The sequence below is a fragment of the Limnohabitans sp. 2KL-1 genome (genome assembly GCF_003063435.1).
Taxonomy (GTDB): domain Bacteria; phylum Pseudomonadota; class Gammaproteobacteria; order Burkholderiales; family Burkholderiaceae_C; genus Limnohabitans_A.
The window spans coordinates 817165-833083 of sequence record NZ_NESL01000001.1 but is presented as its reverse complement, the minus strand read 5'-3'; the positions used below and the strand labels follow the sequence as shown (position 1 = coordinate 833083).

The window sequence follows — 15919 nt, the reverse complement described above, 5'->3', positions numbered from 1 at the left end:
GACCCCGCCCCTTGGCGCGCGGTGAAATGCCAGGTGAACGCGCTCAGCGCCGGTACCAACGCATCGACAACCCCAGCGCCAGCAGCGCCAACAGACCCGCGACAGCCACCAGCAAGGCGGTGATTTCGGTGTCACGCCGCTCCAGCGTGAACTTGGATGACAGGTGCTGGTAAATGGACGCAAGATCGGTGGCGTTGCTGGCCCTGAAAAATTCGGCCCCTGTCGTCTCGGCCACTTTTTGCAACGCCTCTTCGTCCACCCGGGCGTAAAAGGAGAAACCTTCATACCCCGGAATGAAGCCATTAGGCGTCCCAAAAGCCACGGTGTACACGCGCACCCCCTTGGAAGCCGCCCACTTGGCCACCTCGACCGGATCGGGGCCGGTGGTACGGCGCCCATCGGACAACAAGATCACCGCACCGGCCGAATAGGAACCCACAGGCATGGGCTTGGCGGCCTGTGGTGCTGCACGCTGGTCGAGCGAACGCCCTGCGGCAGAGCCAGCCTGGGGACTCAAGCTGCCGGACTTGAACTCAGCGCCATACAGCACCGACTCCAGATCAACAGCCGACTCGGGCAGCAAGGTGTTGAGTGCCACCAGCAAACCGCTGCCCGTGGCCGTGCCGCGCTGCAACTGAAAGCTGTCGATGGCGGCCAACAAAGCGTCTTTATGGTCCGTCACGCCCTGCACCAGCTGGGCGTTGCCCGCAAAAGACACTACGGCCACGCGCACATGACCGGGCAGTTCCTGAAGAAAGGTTTTGGCCGCTTGCTGGGCCGCGACGATGCGGCTGGGCGGCACGTCTTCGGCCAGCATGCTGCGCGACACGTCCATGGCCAGCACCAAGGTCAGGTAGTCGGCAGGCAAGGTGACCCTCGCACTGGGCCGGGCGGTGCCCAGCAACACCAGAGACAAAGCGCACAACAGCAAAGCGGGCGGGATGTGCCTGCGGATCCGGTGCCCCGGACCCAACGCCGGCCGGATCAGGTCCAGGCTGGGGTAATGCACAACCGCAATGCGTTTGCGGCGCAAAGCCCGGATGTACCCCACCACCAACAGGGGGATCAACAGCAATAGCCAAAGCAGCTCGGGCCAGATAAAGTGCATGTTGTGTGGCGTGCGATGAAGTCCGGCCACTGTATCACCGAAGGCCTCCACAACGATGAAACGCGCCGCACTCTACAGCCGAAAGCCCACTGCACAAGAGGCAGACCGACGGTTTTCAGCAGCGGCAAGCGCGGCCGCCACCCATCCCCCACGCACGGCTTCACGCATCGCCACCCAGCCCTTTCAGCGTCTGCCACTTTGGGCCGCTTTGCTGCTGTGCGCCCTGCTCACCGCAACGCTGACTTGGGCCCTGACCCGACAGATCGGCACACCACAACGGCTGACACAGGACGACATCAACGCGGCAGTGCTGCACACCCTGAACACGCAGGACCTGCCCTCGCGGGCCGCCCGCGCAGCGCAACTCATCGCCCCCTCGGTGGTGCGAGTGCGCACCCAGGACGAGGACAAGAAAAATCCGCAAGGCGAGTTGCAAGACAGCGGCGTGGGCTCGGGTGTGGTGATCTCGGACGAAGGCGTCATCCTGACCAACTTGCACGTGGTGCAGGGTGCCAAACGCATCCAGGTCACCTTTGCCGATGGGTTGGAATCCGAGGCACAAATCATTGGCGTGCAACCCGAAAACGATCTGGCCGTGATCAAAGCCAAACGCCTGCCCGACGACCTGCAGCCCGCCACGCTGGGCAGCAGCCAGAACCTGCAACCGGGCGACGAAGTGGTCGCCGTGGGCTTCCCCTTTGGCATCGGGCCTTCGGTCTCGGCTGGCGTGGTCTCGGGCCTGAACCGGCAGTTCGGCTCCGAGGACAAAACCATGATGCGCGGCCTGATCCAGGCCGATGCCGCCGCCAACCCCGGCAACTCGGGCGGGCCGCTCATCAACATGGCGGGCGAGGTGGTGGGCATCGTCACCGCCATCCTCAACCCCACCTCGGCCCGCACCTTCATTGGCATCGTGTTTGCCGCCACCATCGAAAGTGCGGGCGGCGGCATGGGCATGCCGCCGTTCTGATTTCCTGACCCACCCGATCCTGAAAGGCTTTGTGCATGAACCCCTCTGAATTGGCATGGAACCAGGGCCAAGTGCCCCCAAGCGCCACCACCAACGCGGCCTTGATGGAACGCGTGCTGTACGAAGTCAAACGCGTGGTGGTCGGGCAAGACGCTTTCCTCGAACGCATCTTGGTGGCCATCTTGGCGCAAGGCCATTTGCTGATCGAGGGCGTACCGGGCCTGGCCAAAACCCTCACCGTCAACACCCTGGCCCAAGCGGTGCGCGGCAGCTTCAAGCGCATCCAGTTCACGCCCGACCTGCTGCCCGCCGACCTGGTGGGCACCCGCATCTACAACCAAAAAAGCAGCGAGTTCAGCACCGTGCTGGGACCGGTGTTTGCCAACTTGCTGCTGGCCGACGAAATCAACCGGGCTCCTGCCAAAGTGCAAAGCGCCTTGCTCGAAGTGATGCAGGAAAGGCAAGTGACCATCGCGGGCGAAACCCACCCCGTGCCTCGACCCTTTTTGGTGATGGCCACCCAGAACCCGATCGAGACCGAGGGCACCTACCCCCTGCCCGAGGCGCAGCTGGACCGTTTCATGATGAAGGTGCTGGTGGGCTACCCCACCGAAGAAGAAGAGTTCGTGATCGTGCAGCGCGTGACCGGCATGCCCGCCACCGCAGCGGCCGTGGCCGACACCGCACAGCTCATGGCGCTGCAAGCGCAATGCCGCCAAAGCTATGTCGACCCGGCCCTGGTGCAGTACGCGGTCAAGCTCGTGGCCGCTACGCGCGATCCGGTGCGCTGTGGCTTGCCCGAACTGGCCCCTTATTTGACCTTTGGTGCCAGCCCGCGTGCCACCATCAGCCTGATCGAAGGTGCACGCGCTTTGGCCTTCCTGCGCGGGCGGCCTTATGCCTTGCCGCAAGACCTGATCGACCTCGTGCCCGATGTGCTGCGCCACCGCCTGGTGCTGTCGTACGAGGCCCTGTCTGACGGCATGACGGCCGATGCGCTGATCCTGAAAATTCTGCAGGCCGTGCCCGCGCCCAACAAGCCCCTGGACCGCCATGTTCAGCTTCCTGCGCAAGAAGCGAACTGAGGCCACGGCCGAAGCCGGCGAGGGCCAACCGAAGGCTCCTGCGTCTGAAGCGGCCGACACCCCTACGCCCCTGCCGAATGCAGCGCAATGGCTGCAGCGGCTGGAATGGACCGTGCTCAAACGGCTCGATGGCCAGCTGCAAGGCGACTACCGCAGCCTGTTTCGCGGCAGCGGCCTGGTGCTGGCCGATCTGCGCGAATACCAGGCCCATGACGACGTGCGCCACATCGACTGGAATGTGACCGCCCGCATGCAGACCCCGTATGTGCGCGAGCACCAGGAAGACCGTGAAATCGCCGCCTGGTTTGTGGTGGACCTGTCCGCCTCGGTGGCTTTCGGCTCGGGCCACACCAGCAAACGCCAACTGGCCTGCAGCGCCGTGGCCGTGCTGTCCAAACTGCTGTCGCAACACGGCAACCGCGTGGGCCTGATGCTGTTCACCGGACAAGACCGCGCCCACAGCGTGGTGCCCGCCCGCTCCGGCAGGCGGCACCTGCTGCACATCGTGCACCAGATGCTGCAGGCGGGCCAAACCCCAACGTCCAGCCCAAGCAACGCCGTGCAGACCAGCGCACTGGGGCCATGGCTGGCGCAAGCCCAGTCGGTGCTGCGGCGTCGCTCGGCGGTGTTTGTGGTGTCCGACTTCATCAGCCCGCCCGGCTGGGAAAAACCCTTAGCCCAGCTGGCCAGACGCCATGAAGTGGTGGCGGTGCGCCTGCGCGACCCGCTGGAGATGGCCTGGCCCGACAACACCGGCATGCTGCTGGTGCAAGACGCCGAATCTGGCGAGCAACTGCTCGTGGACGGCAACGATGCGGCGTTTCGCCAGCGTTTTGCACAGCAGGCCCAAGACCGTGAAGCAGCCTTGCTGGACGGCTTGGCACAAGCCGGTGTGGATTGCCTGGAGCTGAACACCGACGAAGCGCTGGACCAAGCCCTGCTGCGTTTTGCACAACTGCGCAAACGCGCCAGCCAGTTGAGCACCGGTGGGCGAGCGACCCCGATGAGCACCGCTCGGCCCACTCAAACCAGGAGTCCTCATGCCTGAATGGCACTCGATCCAGTTCGTCTGGCCACGCTTGCTGTGGCTGCTGGCCGCATGGCCCCTCTGGTTGGGCCTGTACCTCGCATGGCAAGGCCGCAGCGTGCAACGGGCATGGCCCTCCAAGAGCATGGCCAGCGGTGTCGCGCCTCGCTTCACACGCCATGCCCCTGCGCTGCTGGTGCTGCTGGGCCTGGCAGGTTTGTTGGTGGCCATCGCCAGGCCACAAGCCATCTTGCTGTTGCCCAGCCGCATCGACACCGTGATGCTGGCCATCGACAGCTCGGGCAGCATGCGGGCCAGCGACGTGCCACCCAGCCGCATCGAAGCTGCCCAGGCGGCCGCCAAAAGCTTTGTGCTCGGCCAGCCGGGCCAGGTCAAATTGGGCGTGGTCAGCGTGGCGGGGGCTGCTGCTCTGGTGCAAGCCCCCACCGACCAGCGTGACCTGGTGCTGCAAGCCATCGACAACTTGAGTCTGCAACCGGGTTCGGCACTGGGCAGCGGTCTGGTCATCGCCCTTGATGCCATGCTGCCAGGCTCGGGCCTGGATGTGCGCGGACTGATTGAAGGCCAGGACCGCCCCGGCACGGGTGCCCCTCTGCCCGGCTCATCCAGCGGCAGCGCGGGCACAACGGCCAGCGCTCAGACCAAAACAGTGACTTTGCCCAAGGTGCCAGCAGGCTCCAACACGGCGGCCGCCATCGTGTTATTCAGCGATGGCCAGGGCAATATCGGGCCTGACCCCCTCAAAATGGCCCAAGTCGCCGCCGATCTGGGTGTGCGCGTTTACACCGTGGGCGTGGGCACCGTGCAAGGCACGGTCCTCAAAGCACAAGGCATGCAAATGCGCGTCAAACTCGACGAAGACAGCCTTCAGAAAATAGCCGACATCACGCGCGGTGAATACTTTGGCGTCCACAAGGCCCAAGATCTGAAAAAAATCTACACCTCACTCAGTCACCAAATCGTCCTGAAGAAGCACCGGCAAACCGAAGTGACCGCCCTGTGCGCTTTGCTGGGGATGCTGCTGCTGACCGCAGGGTGCGCACTGGCTTGGTGGCGTCAGGGCCGCATCATCTGAGCACCCACGCCACGCGCTGGCAAAGCCTGCCTGCCCCGAGCGACGGCGTCTGTGAATTTCAGACCGGGCTCGACAAGGCTTCAAGCGAAAAGCCGGCGATCTTTTTGTAATCGTCCGAGATTTTTCGCAGCTCGTCTTGGCTGATCACATCGTCGATGTGCCTGAACGGTTGACCGTGCGTCAGTTCATCCACCTTGATGTTGATGAAATCCGGCGGGGTGCTGCGGTTGGTCAAGACCACCTTGGACGTGAGCGGTCTGCGCACGGTCTCGTAGCGGTAAAGCGCAGGCACCAGATCACCGCCTGCGGGCGTTGCAGCCAACTCATCGGCCAGTGTGCGCGCATCCACCAGGGCTTGCGCTGAACCATTGGAGCCTCGCGGGTACATGGGGTGGGCCGCATCGCCCAGCAAGGTCACGCGACCAAAGGTCCATTGGGGAATGGGGTCCTTGTCAACCATGGGGTATTCCAGAATTGATTCCGCGTTGGCAATCAAGGCCGGCACATCCAGCCAGTCGAAGGCCCAATCCTTGAACAAGGGCAACACGTCATCCACCCGACCTTGGCGGTTCCAATCGTTTTGCGTCAGCCCCTCCATGCGGATTTCGGCCATCCAGTTGATCAACTGCCTGCCTTGCTCATCCACTTGATCGACGATCGGGTAAATGACCATCTTGCCGGTTTCAATCGATCCAATGCGCATGTAGGTCTTGCCAGACAGGATCGGGGCAAAACGTGTCACACCACGCCAGGTGTTGATGCCGGTGAACACCATTTTCTCTTCCGGGTAGAAAATCCGGCGAACCGCCGAATTGACGCCATCGGCCGCAATCAACACCTGACTTTGGACCGGCGGCAAAGCCTGTCCTTGAGGGTCTTGGAAGTGAATTGCCACATGGTCGTCGCTGTGCGTGATGCCCACAAAGCGATGGCCGGTGTGAACATGCTGGGCCCCCAAACGCTGCACGGCCGCATCAAACAGGATTTTGTGCAATTTGCCACGGTGGATGCCGATCTCAGGCACCGGATAACCGGCATGGCGGCCACGCAGTTCACGGTAAATGAACTGGCCGTGACGGTTGTAGAAAGCACTTTCGAGATTTTCAATGCCTGCCGCTTCAATGGCCGACTGCAATCCGAGCGCGGCCAATTCACGCATGGCGTGGGGCAGCAGCGTGATGCCCACGCCCAGCTCGCGGACTTCAGCAACCGCCTCAAAGACATCACAGGCCACACCTCTTTCATGCAAGTGCAAGGCCAGTGCCAGACCGCCGATGCCACCACCGACGATCGCAATGTTTGTTTGTATGCTCATGCTGCACCCCTCTCGTTGGCCGTCAATCGGCAGAAATTTGTTTGCTGCGAATCACCTTGCCCCAGCGGGGGTAGTCTTTCGCCACAATGCTTGTCAGCTCGGCCGGTGTGGAAGCCGAAGCGTCCATGCCGGCCTTGCCCAAAATGTCTTTGACATCGGTTTGACGCAAGATCGCGGCCATTTCCGTGTTCAGTTTGGTGACCACTGCTGCGGGCGTTTTGCTGGGCACAAAAAAACCATACCAAAGGTCCACGTCCACGCCTTTGACACCGACCTCTTCAAAGGTGGGCACCTCAGGGGCCACCGGATGCCGCTTGGGACTGCCCACCGCCAGCGCATTGAGCCGACCGTTTTTCACAAAACCCTGAGCCACATGGACCGGCAAAAACCCGACGTTGAGTTCGCCCCCCAACAAGTCCTGTGTGTAGCCTGCCGACCCCCGGTAAGGCACATGCAGCATGAAGGTGTTCGACTCCAGCTTGAACAACTCCATGGCCATGTGGTGAGGCGTGCCCACACCGGGTGAACCAAAACTGATACCCCCGGGCCGGGCCTGCGCCTGCTTGACCAGATCAGGCAAGGACTTGATGCCGGTTTTAGGGTTCGCCACCAGCATCAAGGAGCCATACGCGGCCATCGACACCGGTGCGAAATCCTTGACCGGGTCAAAGGCCGCGTTTTTGTACATCTGCGAAGCCATCAACATGGTGTTGGCCCCCATCAACACCGTGTGTCCGTCTGCGGTGGATTTGGCCACCGCCTCGGCACCGATGTTGCCACTGGCACCGGGCTGGTTTTGCACCACCACGGATTGCCCCAAACGCTCGCTCAAACGTGGGGCCACCACGCGCGCAATCGTGTCCATGCCCGTGCCCGGCGTGAAGGGCACAATGATTTTGATCGCCTGGGTGGGATAACTGGTTTGCGCAGAAACGCCCAAACTCACACAAGCGATCAACGCGCTGGTGAGCACAAGTGCTTGTCGACGGAAAATGAAAGCCATGTCTGGATCTCCTGGGTGGGGTTGAGCAATCAAACGGCCTGGGCGGCGGCAGGAATTTTGAACAAACGCTGCGCGTTGTCCTGGAAAAATGCTTGACGCACCTGCGGTGCCATGTCCAAATTTTCCAGCATGGCCACTTCTTCAGGCACATATTGGTAGGGGTAGTCCATCGCGTACAGCACACGGTCTGGCCCCATGAAATCCTGGGTGAACTTGAGCGCAGCGCCCCATGCCACACCGCTGTTGGTGATGTGGAAATTCTCACGCAGGTAATCGCTGGGTTTGCGCTTCAAGGGCTGCACGCTGGGGTAGCGCTGTGAGCGCACGGTTGCAGCGTGCATGTAATCGAGGCGATAAGCCCAGAACGGCAAGGCCTCGCCCATGTGCCCGAGAATGACCTGCAACTTTGGAAACCGGTCAAACACCCCTGAGGTGATCAACCGCAAAGCATGCAAACCGGTCTCGACACCAAAACCATAAATGGCACCATCAAGACCCGCCTCAATGAAGTGCTGGATCATGCTGGCCGGCATCGCATTCGGATGCAAATAGATGGGTGTATCCATCGCCTCGGCGGCTTCAAAAATCGGCCAGAACTTGGTATCGGACAGGTACTCGCCTTGCGTGTGCGAGTTGATGACCACCGAATGCATGCCCAGTTGGTTCACACCGCGCTGGATTTCCCTGGCTGCGGCTGCAGGATCTTGTGGAGCGACAGCGATCATACCCACCAGTCGATCGGGGTGGCGGCGCATGGCGTCCGCCAAGATGTCGTTGGCCACTGGCGCAAAAGCCACCGCCGTGTCTTTGTCCATGATCTGCACGCCCGGCGAAGTCAAGCCAATGACTTGCACATCCACCCCAGCCGCATCCATGTGCTGCAAACGCAATTCATCAAGGTCCACCAGGCAACGCATGATGTGCTGCGCACGCTCGCTGGGGCTGCTCATGTAAAAGCCCATCAGGTGTTTGAAACCCACGTCAACATCCTCTTTGGCCAGGATGCGCTTGTAAATTTCCAGCATTTCCGGTGGAGAAAATGCCTCTTCGGTGGCAATGCGCCGATAGGGCCGCTGGGGCAAGTTGTGTGTGTGGCTCATGTATCAGTCTCCGGTTTTGATTTCAAAAATTTGAGTTCCATGGTCGACAGCGGCTTTACAAATCCAGCGCCCAATACTGTCCGACCAAATCGTGGCCAAAAGAATGGTGCCGCTCTTCAGACACCTGCACGAACCCTGCTTGCTGGTAAATGCGGCGGGCTGCATGGAGGATGTCATTGGTCCACAAAGTGAGCTTGACGTAACCCTTGGCTTTGGCAAACGCGATGCACGCTTCGGTCAAGCGCCGTCCCAGGCCTGCGCCGCGGGCATCGGGCTCCACATACAGCAAGCGCAGTTTGGCTTCTTCATCGGACACCTTGACCAGAAACACCGAGCCCACCACCTGGCCGTCGCGTTCCGCGATCCAGGCGTTCTCCCATGCGGGGTCAAAGTTCTTCACAAACTGCGCCGCGATCTCGGCCACCAGGGCCTCGAACGTGCCATCCCAACCGTATTCCTGCGCATACAAAATGCCCTGGCGGTGTGCCACCCAGCCGATGTCCCCGACTTGCAAGGGGCGCAAAACAATGGCGGAGGTCATGACTGGCCCCCAGCTTCATAGCGTTGGCCCAGTGCCAGCAGCTGCGGCGTTTCAATGACCGCGTTCAGGCCATCAAAATCGAGCATTTTTTCTTGCCAGGGCCGCGTGGTCTGGTGCGTGTGCAAGCTGGCGTAATAGCCTTGCAAGGTGTGCAGCACCGCCCGCGCCGTGCCGCCCGGAAAGATCACGATCTTGAAGCCGCGCTGGCCCAGCTCGGCCGCGCTTTGCACCGGCGTCTTGCCGCCTTCCACCATGTTGGCCAGCAGGGGCACGCGCTTGGCGAACTGGGCACAGGCCCGGTCCATTTGCTCGGGGGAGCGCAAGGCCTCAATGAACAGCGCATCGACACCACACTCCAGGTAGCGCTCGGCTCGCTCCAGCGCGGCGTCCAGGCCCTCGACCGCCACCGCATCGGTGCGCGCCAGGATCAGGGTGTTGGGGTTGTGCCGTGCGTCCAGGGCTGCGCGCAGCTTGCCCTGCATCTCGGCCACCGGCACCACGCCCTTGCCGTCCAGATGGCCGCAGCGTTTGGGGAAAGTCTGGTCTTCGATCTGGATCATGGCAGCCCCGGCCCGCTCGAAATCGCGCACCGTGCGTTGGGTGTTGAGCGCGTTGCCAAAGCCGGTGTCGGCGTCCACGATGACCGGGATGTTCATCCGGTCGGTGATGTGGGCCAAGGTCTGCGCCACTTCGGTGGCGGTGGTCAGGCCGATGTCGGAGCGGCCCAGCCGGGTGTAGGCGATCGATGCACCCGACAAATAGACCGCCTCAAAGCCCGCCTGCTGGGCCACCAGCGCGGTAAGCGCGTCGTACACGCCGGGGGCAAGCAAGGCCTGGTCTTGTTGCAGACGCTGTGCCAAATTGTGCGGCTGATTCATGGTGCCGAATCCTTCAAATGTTGTTTTGCCTTATTGGCGACCGTATGCGCAGCAATGTGCCCACCGGCGATGGCACTGAGCAAACCGTTGCCCGACAGATAGCCCCAAACCGCCTGACCCGACACGCCCCGCGCTGCGCCGCCTGCGGCCAGCAAATTGGGCAAGGGTCTGCCGTCTTGGCGCAACACGCGGGTTTGCGCGTCGATGTCCAGACCGCCCTGGGTGTGGAACAAGGCGCCTGTCACCTTGATGGCGTGAAACGGCGCTTGCAGGGCGCGTTTGAACGTGCGGCCTGTGGCCGGATCGGTGCCCGGCTGAACTGCGTTCAAAGCGGCTTGCAAGGCCTCGGGCGGGCAGCCGATCAGCTGGGCGAGCGCCTGTGCATCGGCGGCGTGTTGCACCGCACCCGCGCCCTGTGCCGCCACAAAATCCGGGAACTCTTGCGCGAAAGTCAGCAGCGCATCGTCGAACACATTCCAGGCCACACCACCCGGCTGCGCCAGCACATGCACTGCCGCCTCCGAATAGCCCTGGGTTTCGTCGTGAAAACGCTGGCCTTGGGCGTTGATTTGCACACCGCCTTCCATCATCAGCGCCCACGAGATCAAAGCCCCTTGCGGCACGGCCCAAGAGCCGTGCCCTTGGTAAGCACCCAGGTCGGCCAATCGCGCACCCAGTTGTTGGCCCCAGGCGATGGCACTGCCATCGTTGCCCACATGGCCCGCATAAGTGGCCTCGGCCATCTCGGGCAGCAGCTCTTTGACCATGGCCGCTGCCCCGCCAAAACCGTTGCAGGCCAACAGCACCGCATCGCAGCGGATGCGCTCGGTCTGGCCATCGGGCCGCACAAAACCCACCCCATGGATGCGCCGCGCATCGTCGGCCCACAGCTCGGTCACCTGCGCCTGCGTGAGCACCACCACCCCTGCGGCGTCGGCAGCCGCTTGCAGGCGGCTCATCAGACCGGCCCCGGTTTTTTCGGGCACGGCGTGCATGCGGTGGGCGCTGTGGCCGGGGTACAAAAAATTGTCCAGCACCTGCCAGGGCAGGCCGTGGTGCTGGGCCAGCGCATCGAGCGCCGGGCCAATGTGGCTTGCATAGGCTTGCACCAGATGCGGCGCGGCCTGGCCATGGGCTTTTGCCTGGATGTCTGAGGCAAACAAATCCACGCTGTCGGTGATGCCCTGGGCCTGCTGCGCATGCGTGCCAGGTGCAGGTATGAAACCCGACGACAAGGCGGTGGAGCCCGCTGCAAACGCATCGCGCTCCAGCACGACGCACTGAACGCCCAAGCGGTGCAAGGCCAGCGCGGCCGTGAGGCCACAAGCGCCAGCGCCCACGATGACCACTGGCGTGTGGTCCTCGGCGTGCACATCGGCTGGAAATTCGGCAGCCCGGCAAACTTGCGGCAGCGGCGCGCTCATGGCTTCAGCCCAGTTGTTTCAAAAAAGCGGCGCTGTCCATGACCTCGGCCACCGAGCCCATGTCGGCCAGCGCGGCCTGGTGCGCAGCTTCGCTGAAGGCGGCGCAACCATCCGACAACACGATGACGTGGTAGTCGCGCACATGGGCATCGCGCACCGTGCTGGCCACGCCACCGTTGGTGACGATGCCGCACACCACCAAGGTGTCGATCCCCGATTTTTTGAGCACCCAGTCGAGCTGCGTGTTGAAGAAAGCCGAATACGCCACCTTGAACACCGACACATCGACCAACGGTGCGAGCAAATCCACATTGGCCTGCCCTCGGCTGCCCGGCGCAAAGTCGCCCTTACGCAAAAACGGGCGACGCTCTTTGAGGTGCGCCGAGATCATGGGTTCGCCCTGCGCGTTGGGCCACAGCGTGAACAGGCTGGCCGTGACCAAGCCGCCAAGCCCCTTGATGGCACGTGCTACCGGGGCCATGCGCTCGGGCAGTTTCACCGCCTCGGCACTCAGGGTGTTGCCCCGGGCATAAGCGCCATCGGGCGCGAGAAAATCGTTTTGCAGGTCCACGATGACCATGCCCAGCTTGGCGGTCTTCAAGTTCATGCGCTGCGCTCCACCAACAGGTTGCCCAGTTTGTCGACCCGCCCTTCAAAGCCGGGTTCGAGCCAGACGGTCGTGTCGGGCTGCTCCAAAATCGCGGGGCCTTGCACCACGGTACCCACGGGCAGGCTCAAGCGTTCGTAACGCTGCGCCGTCCACCACTGGCCCTGGTGGTAGACCTGCTGCTCGCCCACCGGGGCGGTACGGCCTTCGCCTTGCGGCGCCAGCACCGCCAGGTCGAACTTGGGACGACGCCCAATGCGGGCATAACGCAGGTTCATCACGCGGATCACCGGGCCTTGCAGCACACGGCCAAAGGCATGTTGGTAAGCCGCCTCAAACGCGGCCAGCAATCCTGCTGCGTTCAAAGCTTCGCGCTTCAGGGGCACTTGCAGGGTGTGTGTCTGGCCCATGTAGAGCATGTCAAAGCTGATGACTTCATCTACCCGCACAAAGTTCACCCCGGCGGAATCGAGGCGCACCTGGCAAGCCTCAGCCAGACCATCCACCCGCTCCAGCAAGGCAGGCCAAGCCACATCGGCCAAGGCGACGTTGAGGGTCTGCACCGCGTCGTGGCGCATGTCGGCCATCACACAGCCCAGCGCCGATGTCACGCCCGGATAACGCGGCACGATGCCGGTGGTCACGCCCACCTCGCGCATCATGGCGCACACATGCAGGCCGCCGCCGCCACCAAAGGGCATGTAGGCGAACTGGCGCGGATCGTGGCCGCGCTCGATCGACACCACGCGGATCGCGCCCGCCATGCGGGCATTGGCCACCGTCAAAATCGCCTCAGCTGCGGCCAGCGCCGTCAGGCCCAAAGGCTCAGCCACATGCTGGGCAATGGCTTGTTCGGACAAGCCCGAATCGAGCTTTTGCAGCAAGCCGCCGCCCAAAGGCCGGTCGGCCGCAATGCGGCCCAAGAGCACGTTGGCATCGGTCACGGTGGGGCGGGTGTTGCCGCGCCCATAACAAGCTGGGCCAGGAATGCTGCCGGCCGACTCGGGGCCGACCTGCAGCATGCCGCCCGCATCGACCGAAGCGATCGAGCCGCCACCAGCACCGATGGTCTCGATCTGGATCATGGGCGAGCGCACCACCAAGCCAAACTCAATGGACGTTTGCGCAGCGAGTGCCGCTTCGCCCCCCGCCACCAAGGACACGTCAAACGAGGTGCCGCCGATGTCGCCGGTGATGACGTTCTCAAAACCCGAAGCGCGGGCGATTTCGGCGCAGGCCATCACGCCGGCCGCAGGCCCGGACAGCGCGGTGCGCACCGGCACATCACAAGCCGTCTGGCGCGACATGACGCCTCCATTGCTTTGCACAATCAGCAATTCACCGCCAAAGCCCTGGGCGCGCAGGTCGCCATCGAGGCGCTGCAAATAGCTGCCCACCACGGGCTGCAAAGCAGCATTCAGGGTGGCTGTGGAGCAGCGCTCGAACTCACGGATTTCGGGCAGCACTTCACTGGCGGCCGTCACATAGCTGTTGGGCCAGATCTCGCGCACGGCCGCCACAGCGGCTTGTTCGTTACCTGGGTTGGCATAGGCGTGCACAAAGAACACACACACCGCCTCGCAGCCTTCGGCCAGCAGAGCGCGAGCTTGTTCGCGCACCTGATCCAGATTCACGGGCGTGTGCAACTGCCCATCGGCCAACACGCGCTCGTCCACTTCCAGACGCCAGGCGCGGGGCACCACCGGGGTGTAGCTGCCGCGCAGGCCCCAGGTTTGCGGACGGTCGCGGCGGCGCATCTCCAACACGTCGCGGAACCCGCGTGTGGTGATGATGCCGGTGCGGGCGATCTTGCGCTCCAGCAAGGCGTTGGTGCCCACGGTGGTGCCATGCACGATGGTGGCGATGTCTTTGGCACCATCGGCGCCCGTGTTGCCCGTCACTTTGGCGATGCCGTTCATGAAGCCCCGGGCTTCTTCGCCCCGGGTCGAAGGCACTTTGACGATGCGGGCTTGGCCGGTTTTTTCGTCCAGCACAAACAGGTCGGTGAAGGTCCCGCCCACGTCCACGCCGACCACCCAATGCGGTTGGTTCAATGCTGCCTCGCTCATGCTTGTTCCTTGGTGTAACCCAGTGCGCTGTCTTTGGCACGGTCTTGCGCCGATCGCTCTGCGGGCGATCCCCAGCCGCCGCCGCCCGGGGTTTGCAGGCGCACGCGGTCGCCTTTTTTCAGGTGAATGCCCAGCATCTTGGACACCATGGGTGGCGTCTTCCATTCGCCGTTCTGGCAATACTCAAACACATTGGGCAACGCAGGCTGGCCGCCGTGGATGCCTTTGGGGGCCGACTTGCCACGCTCGCCAAAAATGAAAGCCTCGGCGCTGTCTTCAAGCAATTCGATCTCGTAAATCGCACCCAGACCGCCCCGGTGCTGGCCGTCGCCGCCCGAGCCGGGGCGCAAGGCCCACTGCGTGAAGCGCACCGGATAGGCCGCTTCCAAAATTTCCATCGGTGGGATGGTGGCGGTGGAGATCGGCGCATTGCCGTGCGACAGGCCATCGCCATCCGAGTGGCCACCGTGGCCACCGCCAAAAAAGCTGAACATCACCCAACGCTGGCCCTTGCGCTTGTCGTCGGTGCGGTGCCCTGCGATCGACAAGGCGTTGATGGTGCCGTAAGCATGGGCCACGGCCCGCTGCGGGTCGGCCAAGGCCGTGGCGCTGAAGATCACGTCGATCATGCGCAAAATGGTTTCGGTGTAGCCACCCACCGGGCGCGGACGCGAGGCGCTGATGACCAGGCCGTCGGGGATCACAAAGTCCACCGCGTCCAGCACACCCGCGTTGGCCGGCACATCGGGGAAGACATGCTTCAAAGCCACATAACAAGCGGCGACCGCTGTGGCGCGTGAAATGTTCACCGGCCCGGCGCATTGCGCCGAGGTACGCGAAAAATCCAGCGTCAGCCGATCGCCAGCCACGGTCATGTCGAGCGCAATGGTGAGCAGCTCGTCTTTCACGCCGTCGTTGTCGAGCACGTCTTCAAAGCTGTAGCGGCCATCGGGCAGGCTGGTGATGTGCGAACGCATCAGGCGCACGGCGCGGGTACGCAGCTCCACCAGGGCCTGAGCCACTTTGGCGTCGCCGTATTCGTCAAGCAGGCCGTCCAGGCGGCGGGCGCCCAATTCGAGCGCAGCCAGCTGGCCGTTCAGGTCGCCCCACAGGCTGTCGGGCAGGCGGGTGTTGGCGCGCAAAATGGCCAGCACGTCGTCGTCGAGCACGCCGCCGCGCAAGATGCGCACCGGCGGGATCTGCACCGCTTCTTGCCAGCACTCGGTGGCCGCCGGGTTGTAGTTGCCGGGCACTGCGCCGCCCACATCGTGCCAATGCGCGGCCGAGGCCAAAAAGCAATACAACTGCCCATTGCGAAAGCAGGGTTTGACCAGCTTGAAGTCGTTGGCGTGGGTGCCGCCTTCGTAGGGGTCGTTGAACAGCCACACATCGCCCGGCTGCATGCCGCCGCGCTCGGCCGCCACGCGCATGGCCGCCCGCACGGCAAAGGCCATGGCGCCCACAAACACCGGCAGACCTGACTTGCCCTGGATCAGGGTGTCGCCGGTGATGGCGTCGTACAGGCCGTGGCAAGCGTCGTGCGCCTCGGCAATGATGGGGTTGAAGGCGCTGCGGTAGAGCGTCGCGTCCATCTCGTCGGCGATTTGTTCCAAGCGGCCGCGCAGCACGGCCAAAGTCACGGGGTCCATCACCGGGTCCAGGGTGGCCGGGTTGTGTGAAGCTGAAACCATCGGGT

14 protein-coding genes are annotated in these 15919 nt (G+C 63.2%); 4 read left to right on the top strand and 10 right to left on the bottom strand.

The genetic code is table 11. The features are described 5' to 3' along the window. Positions 1-43: 43 nt before the first annotated feature. Positions 44-1108 (bottom strand): VWA domain-containing protein, encoded by a 1065-nt coding sequence (locus B9Z47_RS03885; protein ID WP_108329876.1) that lies wholly within the window; start codon positions 1106-1108, stop codon positions 44-46. A gap of 55 nt (positions 1109-1163) precedes the next feature. Here B9Z47_RS03885 and B9Z47_RS03880 point away from each other — a divergent pair, with 55 nt between their 5' ends. The 4 genes from B9Z47_RS03880 to B9Z47_RS03865 are packed head-to-tail and all read left to right on the top strand — an operon-like array spanning position 1164 to position 5286. Continuing rightward, the gene (locus tag B9Z47_RS03880) at positions 1164-2078 is read left to right on the top strand and encodes a S1C family serine protease (RefSeq protein WP_108329875.1); all 915 of its coding nucleotides are present in this window, start codon (positions 1164-1166) and stop codon (positions 2076-2078) included. A gap of 35 nt (positions 2079-2113) precedes the next feature. Next, a complete protein-coding gene (locus tag B9Z47_RS03875; protein ID WP_108329874.1) occupies positions 2114-3163 on the top strand; it encodes a MoxR family ATPase in 1050 nt (349 codons plus the stop codon). Continuing rightward, positions 3132-4211 carry a DUF58 domain-containing protein gene (locus B9Z47_RS03870; RefSeq protein ID WP_108329873.1) on the top strand — a complete coding sequence of 360 codons (1080 nt, stop codon included), beginning with the start codon at positions 3132-3134 and terminating at the stop codon, positions 4209-4211. The genes B9Z47_RS03875 and B9Z47_RS03870 overlap by 32 nt, the downstream gene beginning before the upstream one ends. Then, entirely contained in the window at positions 4204-5286 is a 1083-nt protein-coding gene (locus tag B9Z47_RS03865) for a VWA domain-containing protein (RefSeq protein WP_108329872.1), read from the top strand. The genes B9Z47_RS03870 and B9Z47_RS03865 overlap by 8 nt, the downstream gene beginning before the upstream one ends. Before the next feature lie 58 nt (positions 5287-5344). Here the strand turns inward: B9Z47_RS03865 and B9Z47_RS03860 are convergent, their stop codons facing one another. Genes B9Z47_RS03860 through B9Z47_RS03820 form a run of 9 tightly spaced genes read right to left on the bottom strand, consistent with a single transcriptional unit; the run spans position 5345 to position 15914 of the window. Then, positions 5345-6601 carry a flavin-dependent oxidoreductase gene (locus tag B9Z47_RS03860; RefSeq protein ID WP_108329871.1) on the bottom strand — a complete coding sequence of 419 codons (1257 nt, stop codon included), beginning with the start codon at positions 6599-6601 and terminating at the stop codon, positions 5345-5347. 22 nt (positions 6602-6623) lie between these two features. After that, positions 6624-7604 (bottom strand): tripartite tricarboxylate transporter substrate binding protein, encoded by a 981-nt coding sequence (locus B9Z47_RS03855; RefSeq protein ID WP_108329870.1) that lies wholly within the window; start codon positions 7602-7604, stop codon positions 6624-6626. Positions 7605-7633: 29 nt separating this feature from the next. After that, positions 7634-8704 carry an amidohydrolase family protein gene (locus tag B9Z47_RS03850; RefSeq protein WP_108329869.1) on the bottom strand — a complete coding sequence of 357 codons (1071 nt, stop codon included), beginning with the start codon at positions 8702-8704 and terminating at the stop codon, positions 7634-7636. Positions 8705-8759: 55 nt separating this feature from the next. Further along, a complete protein-coding gene (locus B9Z47_RS03845) occupies positions 8760-9245 on the bottom strand; it encodes a GNAT family N-acetyltransferase (protein WP_108329868.1) in 486 nt (161 codons plus the stop codon). Further along, complete coding sequence (locus B9Z47_RS03840) at positions 9242-10123, bottom strand: oxaloacetate decarboxylase (RefSeq protein WP_108329867.1); 882 nt, start codon at positions 10121-10123, stop codon at positions 9242-9244. Before B9Z47_RS03840 ends, B9Z47_RS03845 begins: the two co-directional genes overlap by 4 nt. Then, positions 10120-11547, bottom strand: coding sequence for an FAD-dependent oxidoreductase (locus B9Z47_RS03835; protein WP_108329866.1), 1428 nt, complete (start codon positions 11545-11547; stop codon positions 10120-10122). The genes B9Z47_RS03840 and B9Z47_RS03835 overlap by 4 nt, the downstream gene beginning before the upstream one ends. Before the next feature lie 4 nt (positions 11548-11551). Next, entirely contained in the window at positions 11552-12154 is a 603-nt protein-coding gene (locus B9Z47_RS03830) for a cysteine hydrolase family protein (RefSeq protein WP_108329865.1), read from the bottom strand. Further along, entirely contained in the window at positions 12151-14223 is a 2073-nt protein-coding gene (locus B9Z47_RS03825; RefSeq protein WP_108329864.1) for a hydantoinase/oxoprolinase family protein, read from the bottom strand. The genes B9Z47_RS03830 and B9Z47_RS03825 overlap by 4 nt, the downstream gene beginning before the upstream one ends. Further along, positions 14220-15914, bottom strand: a complete 1695-nt coding sequence (locus B9Z47_RS03820) for a hydantoinase B/oxoprolinase family protein (protein WP_233253632.1) — start codon at positions 15912-15914, stop codon at positions 14220-14222. Before B9Z47_RS03820 ends, B9Z47_RS03825 begins: the two co-directional genes overlap by 4 nt. Positions 15915-15919: the final 5 nt, after the last annotated feature.

Excerpts from the sequence above, each read along its gene's own strand:
- B9Z47_RS03885 (WP_108329876.1), bottom strand. The coding sequence starts at position 1,108 with ATGCACTTTATCTGGCCCGAGCTGCTTTGGCTATTGCTGTTGATCCCC.
- B9Z47_RS03880 (WP_108329875.1), top strand. The coding sequence starts at position 1,164 with ATGAAACGCGCCGCACTCTACAGCCGAAAGCCCACTGCACAAGAGGCA.
- B9Z47_RS03875 (WP_108329874.1), top strand. The coding sequence starts at position 2,114 with ATGAACCCCTCTGAATTGGCATGGAACCAGGGCCAAGTGCCCCCAAGC.
- B9Z47_RS03870 (WP_108329873.1), top strand. The coding sequence starts at position 3,132 with ATGTTCAGCTTCCTGCGCAAGAAGCGAACTGAGGCCACGGCCGAAGCC.
- B9Z47_RS03865 (WP_108329872.1), top strand. The coding sequence starts at position 4,204 with ATGCCTGAATGGCACTCGATCCAGTTCGTCTGGCCACGCTTGCTGTGG.
- B9Z47_RS03860 (WP_108329871.1), bottom strand. The coding sequence starts at position 6,601 with ATGAGCATACAAACAAACATTGCGATCGTCGGTGGTGGCATCGGCGGT.
- B9Z47_RS03855 (WP_108329870.1), bottom strand. The coding sequence starts at position 7,604 with ATGGCTTTCATTTTCCGTCGACAAGCACTTGTGCTCACCAGCGCGTTG.
- B9Z47_RS03850 (WP_108329869.1), bottom strand. The coding sequence starts at position 8,704 with ATGAGCCACACACACAACTTGCCCCAGCGGCCCTATCGGCGCATTGCC.
- B9Z47_RS03845 (WP_108329868.1), bottom strand. The coding sequence starts at position 9,245 with ATGACCTCCGCCATTGTTTTGCGCCCCTTGCAAGTCGGGGACATCGGC.
- B9Z47_RS03840 (WP_108329867.1), bottom strand. The coding sequence starts at position 10,123 with ATGAATCAGCCGCACAATTTGGCACAGCGTCTGCAACAAGACCAGGCC.
- B9Z47_RS03835 (WP_108329866.1), bottom strand. The coding sequence starts at position 11,547 with ATGAGCGCGCCGCTGCCGCAAGTTTGCCGGGCTGCCGAATTTCCAGCC.
- B9Z47_RS03830 (WP_108329865.1), bottom strand. The coding sequence starts at position 12,154 with ATGAACTTGAAGACCGCCAAGCTGGGCATGGTCATCGTGGACCTGCAA.
- B9Z47_RS03825 (WP_108329864.1), bottom strand. The coding sequence starts at position 14,223 with ATGAGCGAGGCAGCATTGAACCAACCGCATTGGGTGGTCGGCGTGGAC.
- B9Z47_RS03820 (WP_233253632.1), bottom strand. The coding sequence starts at position 15,914 with ATGGTTTCAGCTTCACACAACCCGGCCACCCTGGACCCGGTGATGGAC.